This is a genomic window from Demequina sp. NBRC 110056 (genome assembly GCF_002090155.1).
GTDB lineage: Bacteria > Actinomycetota > Actinomycetes > Actinomycetales > Demequinaceae > Demequina.
Window position 1 is genome coordinate 130,661 of record NZ_BBRM01000005.1, and the last position, 15,636, is coordinate 146,296.

13 protein-coding genes are annotated in these 15,636 nt (G+C 71.4%); 8 read left to right on the forward strand and 5 right to left on the reverse strand.

The features are described from left to right. Positions 1 to 21 precede the first annotated feature (21 nt). Positions 22 to 972: a 2-hydroxyacid dehydrogenase gene (locus B7K25_RS08790; protein WP_084105519.1), complete on the reverse strand. Its 951-nt coding sequence runs from the start codon at positions 970 to 972 to the stop codon at positions 22 to 24. Positions 973 to 1,122: 150 nt separating this feature from the next. On the opposite strand from B7K25_RS08790, the gene B7K25_RS08795 reads away from it, so the two are divergent. After that, a complete protein-coding gene (locus tag B7K25_RS08795) occupies positions 1,123 to 2,298 on the forward strand; it encodes an AAA family ATPase (protein ID WP_084105521.1) in 1,176 nt (391 codons plus the stop codon). 113 nt (positions 2,299 to 2,411) lie between these two features. Here the strand turns inward: B7K25_RS08795 and B7K25_RS08800 are convergent, their stop codons facing one another. After that, a complete protein-coding gene (locus B7K25_RS08800) occupies positions 2,412 to 3,071 on the reverse strand; it encodes a polysaccharide deacetylase family protein (protein WP_234988146.1) in 660 nt (219 codons plus the stop codon). A gap of 11 nt (positions 3,072 to 3,082) precedes the next feature. Then, on the reverse strand, positions 3,083 to 4,132 hold the full coding sequence (locus B7K25_RS08805; RefSeq protein ID WP_084105880.1) for a LacI family DNA-binding transcriptional regulator: 1,050 nt from the start codon (positions 4,130 to 4,132) through the stop codon (positions 3,083 to 3,085). Between the two features lie 125 nt (positions 4,133 to 4,257). Between B7K25_RS08805 and B7K25_RS08810 the strand changes: the two genes are divergently transcribed. The 7 genes from B7K25_RS08810 to B7K25_RS08840 all read left to right on the forward strand — a co-directional run bounded on the left by B7K25_RS08810 (position 4,258) and on the right by B7K25_RS08840 (position 14,147). Further along, positions 4,258 to 5,616 carry an extracellular solute-binding protein gene (locus B7K25_RS08810; RefSeq protein WP_084105525.1) on the forward strand — a complete coding sequence of 453 codons (1,359 nt, stop codon included), beginning with the start codon at positions 4,258 to 4,260 and terminating at the stop codon, positions 5,614 to 5,616. Between the two features lie 43 nt (positions 5,617 to 5,659). Next, positions 5,660 to 6,730, forward strand: coding sequence for a carbohydrate ABC transporter permease (locus B7K25_RS08815; RefSeq protein ID WP_234988147.1), 1,071 nt, complete (start codon positions 5,660 to 5,662; stop codon positions 6,728 to 6,730). Then, positions 6,727 to 7,620, forward strand: a complete 894-nt coding sequence (locus tag B7K25_RS08820; protein WP_084105527.1) for a carbohydrate ABC transporter permease — start codon at positions 6,727 to 6,729, stop codon at positions 7,618 to 7,620. The genes B7K25_RS08815 and B7K25_RS08820 overlap by 4 nt, the downstream gene beginning before the upstream one ends. 3 nt (positions 7,621 to 7,623) lie before the next feature. Next, positions 7,624 to 9,936, forward strand: coding sequence for a glycoside hydrolase family 3 N-terminal domain-containing protein (locus B7K25_RS08825; RefSeq protein ID WP_084105529.1), 2,313 nt, complete (start codon positions 7,624 to 7,626; stop codon positions 9,934 to 9,936). A gap of 65 nt (positions 9,937 to 10,001) precedes the next feature. Continuing rightward, a complete protein-coding gene (locus B7K25_RS08830; RefSeq protein ID WP_144018939.1) occupies positions 10,002 to 11,222 on the forward strand; it encodes an endo-1,4-beta-xylanase in 1,221 nt (406 codons plus the stop codon). A gap of 181 nt (positions 11,223 to 11,403) precedes the next feature. Continuing rightward, positions 11,404 to 12,747, forward strand: a complete 1,344-nt coding sequence (locus B7K25_RS08835; RefSeq protein ID WP_084105531.1) for an anaerobic C4-dicarboxylate transporter family protein — start codon at positions 11,404 to 11,406, stop codon at positions 12,745 to 12,747. A gap of 56 nt (positions 12,748 to 12,803) precedes the next feature. Beyond that, a complete protein-coding gene (locus tag B7K25_RS08840; RefSeq protein ID WP_084105533.1) occupies positions 12,804 to 14,147 on the forward strand; it encodes a M20/M25/M40 family metallo-hydrolase in 1,344 nt (447 codons plus the stop codon). A 197-nt stretch (positions 14,148 to 14,344) separates the two neighbouring features. Here B7K25_RS08840 and B7K25_RS08845 read toward each other — a convergent pair whose 3' ends face one another. Both B7K25_RS08845 and B7K25_RS08850 read right to left on the reverse strand, forming a co-directional pair. Then, complete coding sequence (locus tag B7K25_RS08845) at positions 14,345 to 15,154, reverse strand: hypothetical protein (protein WP_084105535.1); 810 nt, start codon at positions 15,152 to 15,154, stop codon at positions 14,345 to 14,347. Between the two features lie 48 nt (positions 15,155 to 15,202). After that, the gene (locus tag B7K25_RS08850; RefSeq protein ID WP_084105537.1) at positions 15,203 to 15,613 is read right to left on the reverse strand and encodes an SHOCT domain-containing protein; all 411 of its coding nucleotides are present in this window, start codon (positions 15,611 to 15,613) and stop codon (positions 15,203 to 15,205) included. Positions 15,614 to 15,636 lie beyond the last annotated feature (23 nt).

The window sequence follows — 15,636 nt, forward strand, 5'->3', positions numbered from 1 at the left end:
CCACACGCCACCCCTGATCGCTCAGGCGGGGAAGGCACCCATCATCACGAAGTTGACGGGGTCGTCGCCGTGGCGAACCGCCTCGACCTGCTTCCGGACAAGGTCGACGTAGCGCCTGTCGGTCATCTTCGCGTTGCCGGCGATGTGCGGGACCACGATGCAGCCAGGAGCGGACCACAGTGGGTGCCCGTCCGGCAGCGGTTCCGGGTCTGTCACGTCGAGCGCCGCGCGGATGCGGCCCGCCTGAAGCTCCGCGAGCAGCGCGTCCGCGTCGACCACCCTGCCGCGTGACACGTTGATGAGCAGGGCGTCGTCGGGCAGCGCCGCGAGGAACGCGGCGTCGACGAGGCCCTCGGTCTCGTCCGTGAGCGGGGTGACCAGGAAGACTACCTCGGCGTCGGGCAGGAGCGACGGCAGGGAGGACATCGCGTGGACCTCGGTGCCGTCGGGGTCCGTGCGCGCCGAGCGGGCGACGCCCACCACCTCGGCCTCGCAGGCCCGCAGGCGCTCCCCGAGCGCGGAGCCGATCGATCCGTACCCGACCACGAGGCACCGCCGGTCGGCGAGCGAGGGCGAGAACTGGGACGCATCCCACGTCTCGCGGCGCTGTGCGTCCCAGTAGAACGGCAACCGCCGCTGGCTCGCGAGAGCGAGGGCGAGCGCCATCTCCGCGGTCCGGGAGTCGTGCACGCCACGGGCGTTCGCGAGCTTCTTGCCTGCGGGCACGAAGGGCGCCGCGTGCTCGTACCCGGCCGACGGGATCTGGATCACGCGCAGGTCGGGGCACTCGGCGAGCCGCCCGTACACCTCGCGTCCGCCACTCGCGTGGGGGACGCACGCGATGGTGATGCGCTCGCGCTCGTCCTCAGGTGCGGAGCCCTCCCGGGGGTCCCACACGATCACTCGCGCGTCCTCCCCCAGGTCTCCCAGCGCATCGGCGATCTTCGGATGGGGCACGGAGACGGTGATCACCGGGCCAGTCTGTCACCCCTCACCACCCACCACGAAAGTGGGCCCTCTTTCCTCCTCCGGGCCCGGTTCGAGATGAAACTGGGCCCACTTTCGCTGAGGGAGGGGCATCAGAGTATGCGGGAAAGCGCATAATCGCGTATACGTTGAGCCATGCACCCCAATGCGAACCCGTTCAACCCCGGCGCCGGCACTCCCCCGCACACGCTCGCCGGCCGCGACGCCGAGGTCGCCGCCATCACCACAGCGATCGAGCGCTCGGAGCTCCGGCGCGGCGCGAACGGCATCGTGCTGCACGGCCTGCGCGGCACCGGCAAGACCGTGCTGCTCGGCCGGTTCTGCGAGATCGCGTCCGACCGCGGCTGGATCGCCGTGCGGGTCGAGGCGGCCGCGTCCACCAGCGCGACCTTCGCCGAGCAACTCGTGACGCGCCTCACGCCGCACATGCTGCGCCTGGACCGCCCCAGCGCGGGCGACCGCGTCAAGCGCGCGCTCGGCGCCTTCAAGTCGTTCTCGATCTCCGTGGGCCTGCAGGACGTGTCCGCCGGCATCGAGGTCGACCCCCGCCACCTGCTCAGCTACGGAACCTCGATCGAGCACTCGCTGCCCGACATGCTGCGCACCCTTGCGGAGGCGTGCGCCGAGGAGCGCACGGGCGTGCTCATCGCGGTCGACGAGATGCACGACCTGTCGCGCCCCGACCTGCGCGCCCTGCTCGCCGTCGGCCAAGAGGCGAACGAGTCGCTCGCGCCGCTGCTGCTGTGCGGCGCGGGCCTGCCCGCCCTGCCGCGCCTCCTGTCCGAGGCCCGCACCTACGCCGAGCGATTCTTCGAGTTCCGCGCGGTCACCTGGCTCGACAAGGCCGATGCGCGCCGTGCCCTGGTCGCGCCCGTCGAGGCGCTCGGCGAGTCGTGGACCGAGGATGGGCTCGACGTCATCCTCACCGCCGCGGGCGGCTACCCGTACTTCCTCCAGCACTTCGGGCGCGCGGCGTGGAACGTGGCCGCCTACTCCCCGATCTCCGCGAATGACGCCGTCGCGGCCCGCCGCCTCGGGTACGCGGAGCTGGACCAGGGCTTCTTCCACATCCGCTGGGAGCGCGCCACCGGCGCCGAGCGGTCGTACCTCCGCGCCATGGCCGTCGACGGCGACGGGCCGAGCCGTTCGGGCGACGTCGCCGAACGCCTCGGCAAGCCCGCCTCCGCGCTCAGCGCGATCCGCACCCGCCTCATCGACAAGGGGATCATCTACGCCCCGGCGCGCGGCCGCATCGGCTTCACGGTGCCGGGCATGGCGACCTTCATCCGCAGGCACGACGAGCAGGGCTGACGCCCCGCCCGGACGGAGCGCCGATGCGCGCGCCGGCTCGTGCGTCCCCACCACCTGGGTACGCCTCGCCGCGCGTGCGCAGGGCTCAACGGGCAGGACTTGGCGGGCAGTGCTCAGCGCTCCGGCAGGACAAACGACCACCCCTGCGCGAGCCGCTCGTCCACGACCCGAACGACCGCCTCGACGGCGCCCGCCCGGTCGCCGCCTCCATCGTGGGCGAGCGCCATGGAGCCGGGCGTCATCACGGCCCGCAGGCGCTCGGCCAGCACGTCGGGATCCTGCTCGGCCCAGTCGCCGATGTGGCCCTCGACACCGAGGGGCTGCATGCCCAGCTCGACGGCGACCTCGCGCGTGACGCCCCAGGACCCGTTGGGCGCGCGCCAGTACGGGACCGGATGACGATCGCCCAGGACGCCGCGGATGATCGCGAGGTTCTCGGCGAGGTCGGAGCGCACCCGCTCGGCGTCCCACTCGCCCATGTCCGCGAAGGACGTCGAGTGGTTGGCCAGGACATGCCCGTCGTCGGCGACGCGGCGCAGCACCTCTGCGCCGCCCGGCCTCTGGATCTCCTGCCCGACCACGCAGAACACGGCACGAACGCCGCGCGCAGAAAGCGCGTCCAGCAGTCGCAACGTGTCCGCGCCGTTGGGCCCGTCGTCGAAGGTGAGCGCGCAGACCAGGCCCTCGCCCTGTGCCCGCTCGACCGGCTCGGGGCGAGGGTCGGGGTGGCCGCCCGAGGGCGCATCGGCGCTGCCCGGGGTGACGCCGTGCACGGCCGCGACCGTCAGGCGTCGGCCGGGGCGGACGCCTCGACCGCGGGAGGCGTGGCCCGGCGCAGGACCGTGGGAGGCGCGGCCGACGTGCCGCGCACAACGAGCTCGGTCGACATGCGCACGTGGTGCTCGCGCTCGACCCCGTTGATGAGGTCGAGCAGCATCGTCATGGCCGCGGCACCCATGGCCTGCATGGGCTGGCGCACGGTGGTGAGGGCGGGCGAGGCGAGCGCCGCGTCAGGCACGTCGTCGAAGCCGACCACCGACAGGTCCTCGGGAACGCGCAGGCCGAACTCGTGCGCGACCTCGACGGCGCGGATCGCGGTCACGTCGTTCGCGGCGAAGATCGCTGTGGGGCGGTCCTCCAGCGACAGCAGCTCGCGCGCGACGGCGGAGGCGCGGTCGGGGACGTAGCGGGTCTCGCGCACCAGCGCGGGATCGACCGGGATGCCCGCCTCCGCCATGGCGTTGCGGAAGCCGGCCTCGCGCAGGTGAGCCGAGTCGAGCTCCGAACGGCCGCCCAGGAAGGCGATGCGCGTGTGGCCGAGCGAGATGAGGTGATCGGTCGCCTGCTCCGCGCCGGTGAAGCTGTCCGCGTCGATGGTCGGCAGCCGGTTGGGGCCGTAGTGGGGATCGACCGCGACCACCGGCACCACGGTGCGGGCGTCGAGCACGGTGGGAGTGACGATCACGGCGCCTGCGATGAGCGTGCCGCCGAGTCGCGCGAGGGACCGGCGCTCCCACCCGTGGGTGTCGCCGCCGGAGTGCGCGAGCAGCTCGTACCCCGAGCCTTCTGCCGCGGCGGCGGCACCCTTGATCAGCTCGGCGCTGAAGGGCTCGAAGCTCGCCACCAGGATGCCCAGCACGTTGGTCTGCTGCATGCGCAGGCTCGAGGCGCTGAGGTTGCCTGCGTAGCCCATCTCCTCGATGACGCCCTGGACCAGCTCGACGGTCTCCTTGGCAACGCCGTAGCGGCCGTTGACGACCTTCGAGACGGTCGCGACAGAGACGCCCGCCTTGGCGGCGACGTCGGCCATCTTCACCCTTGGAGCTGGTTCCATGACGGCCATGCTACAGCCGCACCCCCACGTGACGAAATCGTTATCGAAAACGTTTGACACCGTGTCGCGGCCGCTGACAGACTGCCGGTGTTCGGCTGGTCAACGAGGACTGAAAGGACCTGAACATGGCATCCATGCGCAAGACGAGTGCCGCAGTGGCATTCGCGGCGTCCGCCGCTCTGCTGCTCGCGGCGTGCAGCAGCGACGGAACCGAGACCGACCCCACCGAGTCCGCCACCGGCGGCGAGACCTCGGATGCGGGCGGCGAGCCGGTGACCCTCACGTGGTGGCACAACGCCGTCGCGGGAGACAACGGACAGAACGACCTGGGCGACTACTGGCAGAGCCTGGCCGACGCGTACACGGCTGAGAACCCCAACGTCACCATCGAGATCGAGCAGATCCAGAACGAGGACCTGCAGCGCACGCGCATCCCGCTCGCGCTGCAGTCGGGCGACGCGCCCGACCTGTTCCAGGCGTGGGGCGGCGGCGAGCTCGCCACCCAGGTCGAGTCGGGCTACCTCATGGACCTCACCGACACCCTCGCGGACGACATCTCCCGCCTGGGCGGCGGCGTGGCTCCGTGGCAGTACGAGGGCTCCACCTACGGCCTCCCCTTCCAGTTCGGCGTCGAGGGCGTGTGGTACCGCGAGTCGCTGTTCGAGGAGGCGGGCATCACCGAGGAGCCGGCCACCATGGCTGACCTGGGCGACGCGGTGCAGAAGCTCAAGGACGCCGGCATCACCCCCATCGCGGTGGGCGCTGCCGACGGCTGGCCCGCGGCGCACTGGTGGTACAACTTCGCCCTCCGCTCCTGCTCGCAGGACGTGATCCAGTCGGCCGGCACCTCGCTGGACTTCTCCGACCAGTGCTGGATCGACGCGGGCGAGCAGCTCGAGGAGTTCCTCGGCACCGAGCCCTTCCAGGACCAGTTCATCTCCACGGTCGCGCAGACCGGCGCAACCTCGTCCGCGGGCCTCGTGGCCACCGGTGAGGCTGCGATGGAGCTCATGGGCCACTGGAACGTGTTCGTCTACGAGGGCTTCACCGACGGCTCGGAGGAGGCGATCGACGCGCTTCACGACGACCTCGGCTGGTTCCCGATGCCCGCCACCGACGGCGGAGCCGGCGACCCCACCGCTGCCCTCGGCGGCGGCGACGGATTCGCGTGCTACGTGGACGCCCCGCCGGAGTGCGCGGACTTCCTCGCCTTCATCGTGAGCGATGAGAACCAGGCCGGTGCAGCCGAGGCTGCGGGCATCCTGCCCGTCGCTCCCGCGGCAGCGGAGGCCGTCACCAACCCCGTGCTGGTCGAGCTGTCGCAGGTGGCCGGAAACGCCGCCTACGTGCAGCTGTGGCTCGACACCACCTTCGGCACCAACGTCGGTGGCGCGATGAACGACGGCATCGTCGGCATCTTCGCCGGCACCGGTGACGCCCAGGACGTCGTCGACCTGATGACGGCCGCAGCGCTCACGCAGTAATCACCCGCCCGTCCCCCTGATTCACAGAAAGCGAGGCTCCCTGGTGACTGCACTGGAGGCCTCGGGTACGGGCAAGGCCCCCGCCGTCGACGCGAAGGCGTCGGCGGCGGGGGACCACCCGGTCACGCCCGCCACGAGCAACCCCCGCCGCGATGCGCGGCGCAAGCGCCTCGAGATCGCGATCTTCGTCGGTCCGGCGCTCCTGATCTTCTTCACGTTCGTCGTCTTCCCCATGGTGATGGCGGCGCGCTACAGCCTCTACAAGTGGGACTCTCGCCAGCCGTTCGAGCTGGCCGAGTTCATCGGCCTGGACAACTACACGCGAGCCCTCATCGGCGGCACCGACCCCGAGACCCAGGAGATCTTCTGGAAGGCGTACGCGGAGCCGTTCTGGAACGCCGTGGGCAACAACGGCCAGATCATCGTCCTGTCGATGCTGATCCAGCTGCCGGTCGCGATGATCGTGGCGCTGGTGCTCAACCGCAAGTTCGCGGGGCGCTCGTCCGTGCGCCTCATCATCTTCGCGCCCTACGTCCTCGCCGAGGTCACCGCCGGCCTCATGTGGATGATGCTCCTGGACCCGCGCGGCCCGGTGACGCAGATGATCCAAGGGCTGGGGCTGCCGACGCCCTCGCAAGGCTGGCTCGAGGACCCGACGTGGGGCTTCTGGACCTTCTTCTTCATCGTGTCGTGGAAGTACATCGGCCTCGCGATCATCCTGTTCCTCGCTGGCCTCGCGGGCGTCCCGCAGGAGCTCCAGGAGGCGGCGTCGATCGACGGCGCGAGCTGGTGGCAGGTCCAGTGGCGCATCAACATCCCGCTCATCGGCCCCACGGTGCGTGTGTGGGCGTTCCTGTCGATCATCGGATCCATCCAACTGTTCGACATGGCCTGGGTGCTCAACAAGGGCGGCTCGACGGGCCAGTACTCCACCATCGCGACGCTGATGGTCGACATCGGCACGCAGCGCAACGACGGCGGCTACGCCTCGGCGCTCGCGATCATCATGTTCATCTTCTCGATGTCCGCCGCCCTCGCCTACATGGCGCTCATCATGCGCCGCGACACCGCGAACGGCCGCACGCGCAAGGCCAAGAAGGGGGTCAAGGCATGACCACCGCGACCACCACCGGGGCGACCGTCTCCCCCACCCGCAAGGGCGCGTCGCGCGCCCGCGCACAGCTCACGGGCGACTCGTCGATCTATATCACGATCTTCGTCGCGCTCGTCGCCGTCGCCCTCACGCTCGGCCCGATCATCTACCTTGGCCTCGGCGGCTTCCGCTCGAACGGCCAGATCGCCGCCGACCCCACCGGCCTGCCCGACCCGTGGGTGTGGCAGAACTACTGGAACATCCTCACCAACTCGACCTTCTGGCGCTACACGCTCAACTCCCTCATCGTGGCCGGCGCCACGACGCTCGGGGTCGTCGTGTTCGGCACCATGGCCGCCTACCCGCTCGCCCGCTACCAGTTCCGCGGCCGCGAGGGCGTGTTCATCATCTTCACCGCCGGGCTCATGTTCCCCCTGACCGTGGCGATCTTCCCGCTGTTCCTGCTGCTGCAGGACCTGGGGCTCAAGGGCATGTGGGGACTCGTGGTCCCGCAGGTGGCGTTCGCGCTGCCCGTGACCGTGATCATCATGCGGCCCTTCCTCGCGGCGCTGCCTGACGAGCTCGAGGAGGCGGCCTTCATGGACGGCCTCACCCGCGTCGGCTTCTTCTTCCGCATGATCCTGCCGCTCGCCAAGCCCGGCATGGTCACCGTGGGCGTGCTCGCGTTCCTCGGCTCGTGGAACGCGTACCTGCTGCCGCTCGTGATCCTCACCGGCCGCGACGCCCCGAAGACGCTGCCCCTGGGCGTGACGGAGTTCCAGGGCCAGAACGCCTCGGACTTCGCCGGCATCATGGCGTACACGTTCCTGGCGATGATCCCTGCGCTCGTGTTCTTCCTCATGATGGAGCGTCGCATCGTCGACGGCCTGTCCGGAGCGGTGAAGGGGTAGGCGATGATCGACGAGACCATCAGCCCGCGCGTCCGGGCCATCCTCGCTGACCTCTCGCTCGACGAGAAGCTCGCGCAGATCGTCGGCTTCTGGGAGGGAGAGGAGGGCGACTCCGTCGCGCCTCTCCAGGGCGAGCTCTCGAGCACCGGCCGCCTGGACGATGCGATGGAGCACGGCCTCGGCCACCTCACCCGGGTCTACGGCACCAACCCTCACGACCCCGACGAGCGCGCCGAGTACCTGTGGCGGCGCCAGCGCGCCCTCATCACGGGCACCCGCGCCGGCATCCCCGCCCTCGTGCACGAGGAGTGCCTCACGGGCCTGTCCGCCTGGAAGGCCGCGACGTTCCCCGCTCCCCTGGCGTGGGGCGCGACGTTCGACCACTGCCTGGTCGAGGAGATGGGCGCGCTCATCGGCGAGTCGATGTCGGCGCTCGGCATCCACCAGGGACTCGCCCCCGTCCTCGACGTCGTCCGCGACCCTCGCTGGGGCCGCGTCGAGGAGTGCATCGCCGAGGACCCGTACCTGGTCGGTGCGGTCGGCACCGCGTACGTGCGCGGGCTGCAGTCGCGCGGCGTGGACGCCACCCTCAAGCACTTCGTCGGCTACTCCGCCTCGCAGTCGGGCCGCAACTTCGGACCCGTGCACATGGGCCCGCGTGAGCTGCGCGACGTCATGCTGATCCCGTTCGAGATGGCCGTCATCGACGGCCAGGTGAGCTCCGTGATGCACTCCTATGCGGAGATCGACGGGGTCCCCGTCGCCGCCGACCCCACGCTGCTCACGGACCTGCTGCGCGGCGAGTGGGGCTTCGACGGCACCGTCGTCGCCGACTACTTCGGGGTCGCGTTCCTGCATCTGCTGCACCACGTCGCCGCCGACCACGGCGAGGCCGCAGCCCAGGCGCTCGCCGCCGGCGTGGACGTCGAGCTGCCCACCGGCGACGCGTACCTCGCGCCGCTCAAGGCCGCCATCGAGGCCGGCACGGTCGACGTCGCGCTCGTGGACAGGGCCGCGGCGCGCATCCTCGCTCAGAAGGAACGGCACGGACTCCTCGACGCGACGTTCGAGGAGGCGCCGCCGACCGGCGTCGACCTCGACTCCCCCGCCCACCGGGACGTCGCGCGCCGCATCGCCGAGGAGTCGATCGTGCTGGTCTCCAACGACGGCACGCTGCCCCTCGCGGCTGCGGACTCGTCGCGCACCACGGCGGTCATCGGCCCCAACGCGGACCGCGTCGCCGCGCTGTTCGGCTGCTACTCGTTCGCCAACCACGTGCTCGCGCAGCGTCCGGGCGTCGAGCTCGGCTTCGAGGCTCCGACCGTGCTGGACGCCCTGCGCGGAGAGCTGGCCGGATCGGTGACGTACGCCCGCGGCAGCGCCGTCGACGACGACGACCGCAGCGGCTTCGACGAGGCCGTGGCCACCGCGGCCGCGGCCGACACCGCCGTCGTGGTGGTCGGCGACCACGCCGGGCTGTTCGGCCGGGGGACGTCCGGCGAGGGATGCGACCGGGACGACCTCGAGCTTCCCGGGGTCCAGCGCGCGCTCGTCGAGGCGATCCTCGACACCGGCACGCCCGTCGTCCTCGTGCTCGTGACCGGACGCCCGTATGCCGTGTCCTGGGCACTCGAGCGCTGTGCCGCCGTCGTGCAGACGTTCTTCCCCGGCGAGGAGGGCGCACCGGCGATCGCCGGCGTGCTGTCGGGCCGCGTCAACCCTTCCGGGCGCCTCCCGGTGTCGTTGCCGCGGCCGGCCGGCGCGCAGCCGTACACGTACCTGCACCCCGCGCTCGGCGGCGACGGCGAGGTGACCAACCTGTCCTCTCGCCCCGCCGCAGAGTTCGGCCACGGCCTGTCGTACACGTCCTTCGAGCACGGCTCGCTCAGCGCGGCCGATGCGCCCACCGACGGAGCGCTCACCGTCTCCGTCACGGTCACCAACACGGGCGATCTCGCCGGCGAGGAGGTGGTGCAGCTCTACGGCCGCGACCTCGTCGGATCCGTCACCCGTCCCGTCGCCCAGCTGCTCGGCTACCGGCGCCTGCACCTCGAGCCGGGCGCCACCGCCACCGTCGAGCTGACGGTGCCCACCGCGCGCCTCGCGTTCACCGACCGCAGCCTCACGCGCATCGTGGAGCCGGGAACGGTGGAGCTGTGGACCGGCACGTCCGCCGCCCGCCTGAGCGAGACCTCGATCGAGCTCACCGGACCGACGCACCCGGTGACGTCGGCATCGGCGCGCCTCACCACGACGCACGTCGCGACCTCCGCCCTCGCGGCGACGGCCTCGACCTCGGCGCCGGCAGCCACGTGATCGGGGCCGCTCCCGCGAGCTCCTCGGCGGTCGACTCCCTCGACCACCGACGGGGCCGCGCGAGCGTGCGCGTGCAGCGGCCGGACGGCGCCCCTGTCGCCGATGCGGTCGTCAGCGTGGAGCAGGTGCGGCACGCCTTCGGGTTCGGCAACCTGGGGTTCGCCCGCGCCCACGGCACGTCGGACCCGCGCCTTGAGGGCCTGTTCCTCGACCTGTTCAACGCCGCGACCCTGCCGTTCTACTGGCGCGAGTTCGAGCCGGTGGCGGGCGAGCCCCACACCGCGCGCCTGCGCGACGCCGCACGGTGGTTCGCGGACCGCGGCGTGCGCCTCAAGGGCCACCCGCTGCTGTGGCACACGCTCGCGCCGGCCTGGCTGCTCGACCTCGACGACACGAGCGCCGAGGCCGCCATGCGCGCGCGCATCGCCCGCGAGACCAGCGCCTTCGCGGGGCTGGTGGACCAGTGGGACGCGATCAACGAGGCCGTCATCCTTCCCGTGTTCACCGCGGAGGACAACGCCGTCACTCGCCTCGCTCGGCGCAAGGGGCGGGTCGAGATGGTGCGGCTAGCCTTCGACGCTGCCCGCGAGGGCGATCCTGGCGCGGGACTGGTCCTCAACGACTTCGACCTGAGCCCCGCGTACGAGCACCTCATCGAGGAGTGCCTGGACGCGGGTATCACCCTGGACGCCATCGGCCTCCAGACCCACATGCACCAAGGGTTCCGCGGCGAGGACGAGCTCGCGGGGATCGTCGAGCGCTTCTCGCGGTTCGGCCTGCCCCTGCAGCTCACGGAGGTGAGCCTGGTGTCGGGCGAGCTCATGCCCGGCCACGTCGTCGATCTCAACGACCACCAGGTCGAGGAGTGGCCGACGACACCCGAGGGCGAGGCGCGCCAGGCCGACGAGCTCGAGCGATTCCACCGGCAGATGCTCGCCGAACCCGCCGTCGAGTCCATCACCCTGTGGGGCCTGTCGGACGCCGACGCGTGGCTCGGGGCCCCCTCCGGCCTCGTGCGTGCGGACGGCAGCCTCAAGCCGGCCTATCGCGCGCTTCACCGGCTGATCAAGGATGAGTGGTGGCTCGCGCCCACCGAGGTCCGCACCGACGCCTCGGGTTCGTTCGAGCTGCACGGCTTCGCCGGCGAGTACCGCGTGTCTGCCGGTGCCGCGACGGCGGCCCTGACGCTGCCCGCGGTGCGCGGCTGCTCGGCGACGGTGACGCTCGACCCGGCGCGCGCATCGGCCGTCCCGACCACCTCCCCGGAGGTGCCCGACTCGGACTGAGACGCGCTGTGAGCACATGGGTGGCGAGGCCAGCCGAACACCCTTTCCATCCATGTGCTCTCAGGGCGGCTCACGCCCCCACGGGACGCCTCACCAAGGCTCCCCACGCTTCCCGCGCGCCGGCGCAGGGCCCGGCGTACTGTCAGCATGAGGGCCGAGGGCGCCCCGACGGGGGGCTCGCATGGACCTCATCTTCGTGCTCGAGGCGGCCGTCGTGCTCGGTGCCATCGTCATGGGCACGCGCTCGAGCGGCGCCGGCGTGGGCGTGTGGGGCGGCGTCGGCGTGTTCATCCTCGTCTTCGTGTTCGGCGAGGCGCCTGGCGAGCCACCGGTCGCGGCCATCGGCATCATCCTCGGCGTCGTGACCGCCGCCGCGCTCATGCAGGCCGCGGGCGGCATCGACTGGATGGTCGCGATGGCGGCCAAGGTGATCGAGCGACGGCCGCGGCAGATCACCGTGATCGCGCCCCTCACGGCGTTCGCCTTCTGCGCCGGCGCCGGGACCGGCAACATCGTCTATCCCCTGCTGCCGGTGATCTACGACGTGAGCTATCGCAACGGGATCCGGCCATCGCGGCCGCTGACGGTCACCGTGGTGCAGTCGGGCATCGCGCTCGCCGCGTCGCCGGTGTCCGCGGCGATGGCCGCGATGCTGACCCTCACGGACGTCGCCCCCTACGACCTCGGCCTCGCGCAGATCCTGGCGATCACGATCCCCGCGTGCGTGATCGGCATCGTCGTCACCGCCGTCATCATGAACCGCGTGGGCCGCGAGCTCGCCGACGACCCGGAGGTCCAGGCGCGGATCGCCTCCGGCGAGCTCGCCGCGCCGCGCACCGGCGGGGCCGCCGCCTCCGCGGCGCTCACCTACACCTCTCGCGGCCGCAACTCCGCGCTCACGTTCCTGCTGGGGGTGCTCGCGATCGTCGCCTTCGGCCTCTTCCCCGACCTGCGGCCCTCCTTCACGCTCGACGGCGAGACCTCGCAGGTCGACATGACCACGACCATCATCCTGGTGATGTTCGTGGTCGGCGCCATCATCATCGCCGTGGGCCGTCCGAAGGTGGGCGAGGTGCCGTCGCAGTCGGTGTTCAAGGCCGGCATGATCTCCGCGATCGCGCTGTTCGGCATCGCGTGGCTCACCGCGACGTTCATCGCCGCGCACGAGGAGCTCATCGTGTCGACGGTCGGCAGCTGGGTCGACTCGTTCACCTTCGTGTTCGCGATCGCGGTGTTCCTGGTCGCGGCGATGACGACCAGCCAGTCGACCGCGACGCGCACCATCGTGCCGATCGGCCTCGCCGCGGGGCTGCCGGCGGGCGTCGCGACGGGCATGTGGGCTGGCGCCCTCGGCGGCGTCTACACGCTGCCCGCGAACGGCCCGCAGATCGCGGCGGCAAACTTCGACCTCACCGGCACCACCAAGCTCGGCACCAAGCTGCTCGACCACAGCTTCTTCGTACCCATGCTCATCATGTCGGTCACCACCGTCGTCGTGGGCGCCGCCATCGGCGCCTTCTTCTAGCCTGGTAGGCAGACCCGTCCAGCGCCGTCACCCGGCCGCACTCGAAAGGCATACCCATGACCGCATCGTCCCTCTCCCAGAAGGTCGCTCGCCTCATGCCCGGCGTGATCGCCGACCTCAAGGAGCTCGTCGCCATCCCCTCGATCGCGTTCCCCGGCTACCCCGCCGAGCCCGTGAACGCGATGGCGGCCCGGACCGTCGAGCTGCTGCAGGCCGCGGGCGTCGCCAACGCCCGAGCGATGGACGTGCCGTGGGGCTACCCGCCCATCTACGGCGAGATCCCCGGCCCGCCCGGCTCCCCCACCGTCGTGCTCTACGCCCACTACGACGTGCAGCCCGCGCCGGAGTCTCAGGGCTGGAGCTCGGACCCGTTCACCCCCACCCATCGGGACGGTCGCATCTTCGGTCGCGGCGCGTCCGACGACAAGGGTGGGCTCGTCACCCACCTCGGCACGCTGCGCGCGTTCGACGGCGAGCCGCCCTGCACGGTGCGCGTGATCGTCGAGGGCATGGAGGAGACCGAGTCGAACCTCGAGGAGTTCGTCGAGGCGCATTCCGAGCTGTTCGAGTGCGACATGTTCGTCATCTGCGACATGGGCAACCTGCGCGTGGGCGAGCCCGTGGTCACGACGGCGCTGCGCGGCGATGTGTCCTGCATCGTCACCGTGTCGACGCTCGACCATCCCCTGCACTCGGGCGTCTTCGGCGGCGCGGCTCCCGACGCCCTGATGTCGCTCGCGAGGCTGCTGTCGTCGCTCGTGGACGATGCGGGCGACGTGGCCGTCGAGGGCGTCACCGGCGGGTCGTGGGAGGGCGCGACCCAGTCGGAGGAGGAGTTCCTCGCCGGTGCGGAGCTGCTGCCCGGCGTCTCCCTGCTGGGGACCGGCACCATCGCCGACCGCCTCTGGGCGAAGCCGTCGATCAACGCGATCGGCCTTGACACCACGTCGATCGCCGGCTCGTCGAACGTCATCCTGCCGTCAGCGCGAGCGAAGATCTCGATGCGCATCGTCCCTGGCACATCCCCCGCGGCCGAGCTCGACGCGCTGGTCGCGCACCTCGAGTCGCACGCCCCGTGGGGAGCGCAGGTCTCGGTCGAGCGGATCAAGTCGGCGCCGGCGTTCCACGTCCCGACCGGCGGGCCCGGCGACACGGCCGCCCGGGCGGCGCTCGCCGAGGCCTTCGGGTCCGAGCCGTCGGAGGTCGGCTCGGGCGGGTCGATCCCGCTGCTGCAGACCCTCCACGAGGCGTGCCCGTCCGCGGAGTTCGTCCTGTGGGGCCCGGAGGACATGGACCTCGCGCGCATCCACGCGTCCGACGAGTCCGTGGACGCCGCTGAGATCGAGCGGATGGTGCTCGCGCAGGCGCTGCTGCTCGAGAGGCTCGCGGCGCGCGGCTGACGCGCGCGCCCGACGCCGCTGCCGTACCGCTCAACACACGGCTGGTGCTGGTGCGACTGGAGTGACGCAGGAGCATGCGCACCATACGCTTGCGCCCCACCTGTCCCAGGTGTGTGTTGAGCGGCACGGACGGCGGAGCCTGGGCGCGCCGCGCCGCGCCGGAGGGCCGATGCGCTTGCCGGCTCGGGGTGGCGCGCTCAGGGCCCGTTCGCACCGTCGGCCGCGCGAGCGAAGTGCTCCAGCGCCGTGCGCGTCTTGGTCGCCTGGGGCGCGCCGAGGTCCACTCCGCGCGCCGACAGGAACGATCGCAGCTCGTCCGCGACCACGAACGCTTCGCCCGGGTCGCACTTCGCGGACAGCTCCAGGACCTGCTCTCCCGACGGATAGGCCCACAGCTCGGCGACCAAGGAGCGCGACAGAGCGCGCGGAGAGAACTTCAGCTTCAGCACGGTCACCGGGCCGAGAGGGACGAGGTCATCGAGGCCGACGCCTTGTGGCCCGTAGCGTGCGTAGAGGTCGCGCTGGTCACGGCTGAAGGCCCGGCGCGGCGGGCGCTTGCCGCGGCACACGCTGCGCGCCCTCGCGTCTGCCACATCCGCCTTGAGGCTCGCCGAGCACACGAACCCTCCCGGCATCGCATCGACCTCGATCCCGAAGCCCCGGAGCTTCCGAGCGGGATCCACGAGCGCGGAAGGCGGGAGCGGGCGCAGCTTCACCACGCTGTCGCCGCCCCGCCCCTGCCGTCGTCGCACTCTGACCACGACGCCCGCGGCATACGCCGCGAGCGCCGGCGTGTCGAAGAACGTCACCTGGCGCAGCTCCGCCCTCATCACGTCCAGGTCGAGCGCCTCGACGACGGACCGGCGCGAGGGAGACGGCACCGTCGCCTTCAGCTCGACGGAGTCGGCCAGCGGGAGGTGCGCGAGGACGCCGAGCACCTGGTCACGTGTGAGCGCACCGGCCCCCGCATCGACCGGCAGGGCTTGCTCCGCTCCGGGATCCACCATGGGCCACCTCCGGTGACCTCTTCGCCCGCGGTGGGCGCGGCCCTCCTGTCAGGACAGCGCCTTGGCCTTGAGCTGCTCGAACTCCGCCTGGGTGATGGCGCCGGAGTCGAGCAGCTCCTTCGCCTTCGCGACCTGGCCCACGGGGTCAGGCATGGCGCTCGCGGACAGACCTGCCATGTACTCCGCGTGCACGTCACGCTCGGGGACGACCCCACCGCGCGAGGCGCGGATGGCCATCGACTTGCCGCGCGCGATGATGTAGATGATCGCGCCGAGCCACGGGATGAAGATCAGGAAGATGATCCACCCGGCCTTCGCCCAGCCGCCCAGCGAGTGGTCGCTGAAGAGGTCCCACACGCATCGGAACCAGATGACGACCGCCGTGACCCAGATGAAGATCCACAGCGACCACCACAGCACGTCCCAAAAGCTATCCACGTCCGCTCCCCTGCTCGTCATGCCTGCTCAGCGGGCGACCACGA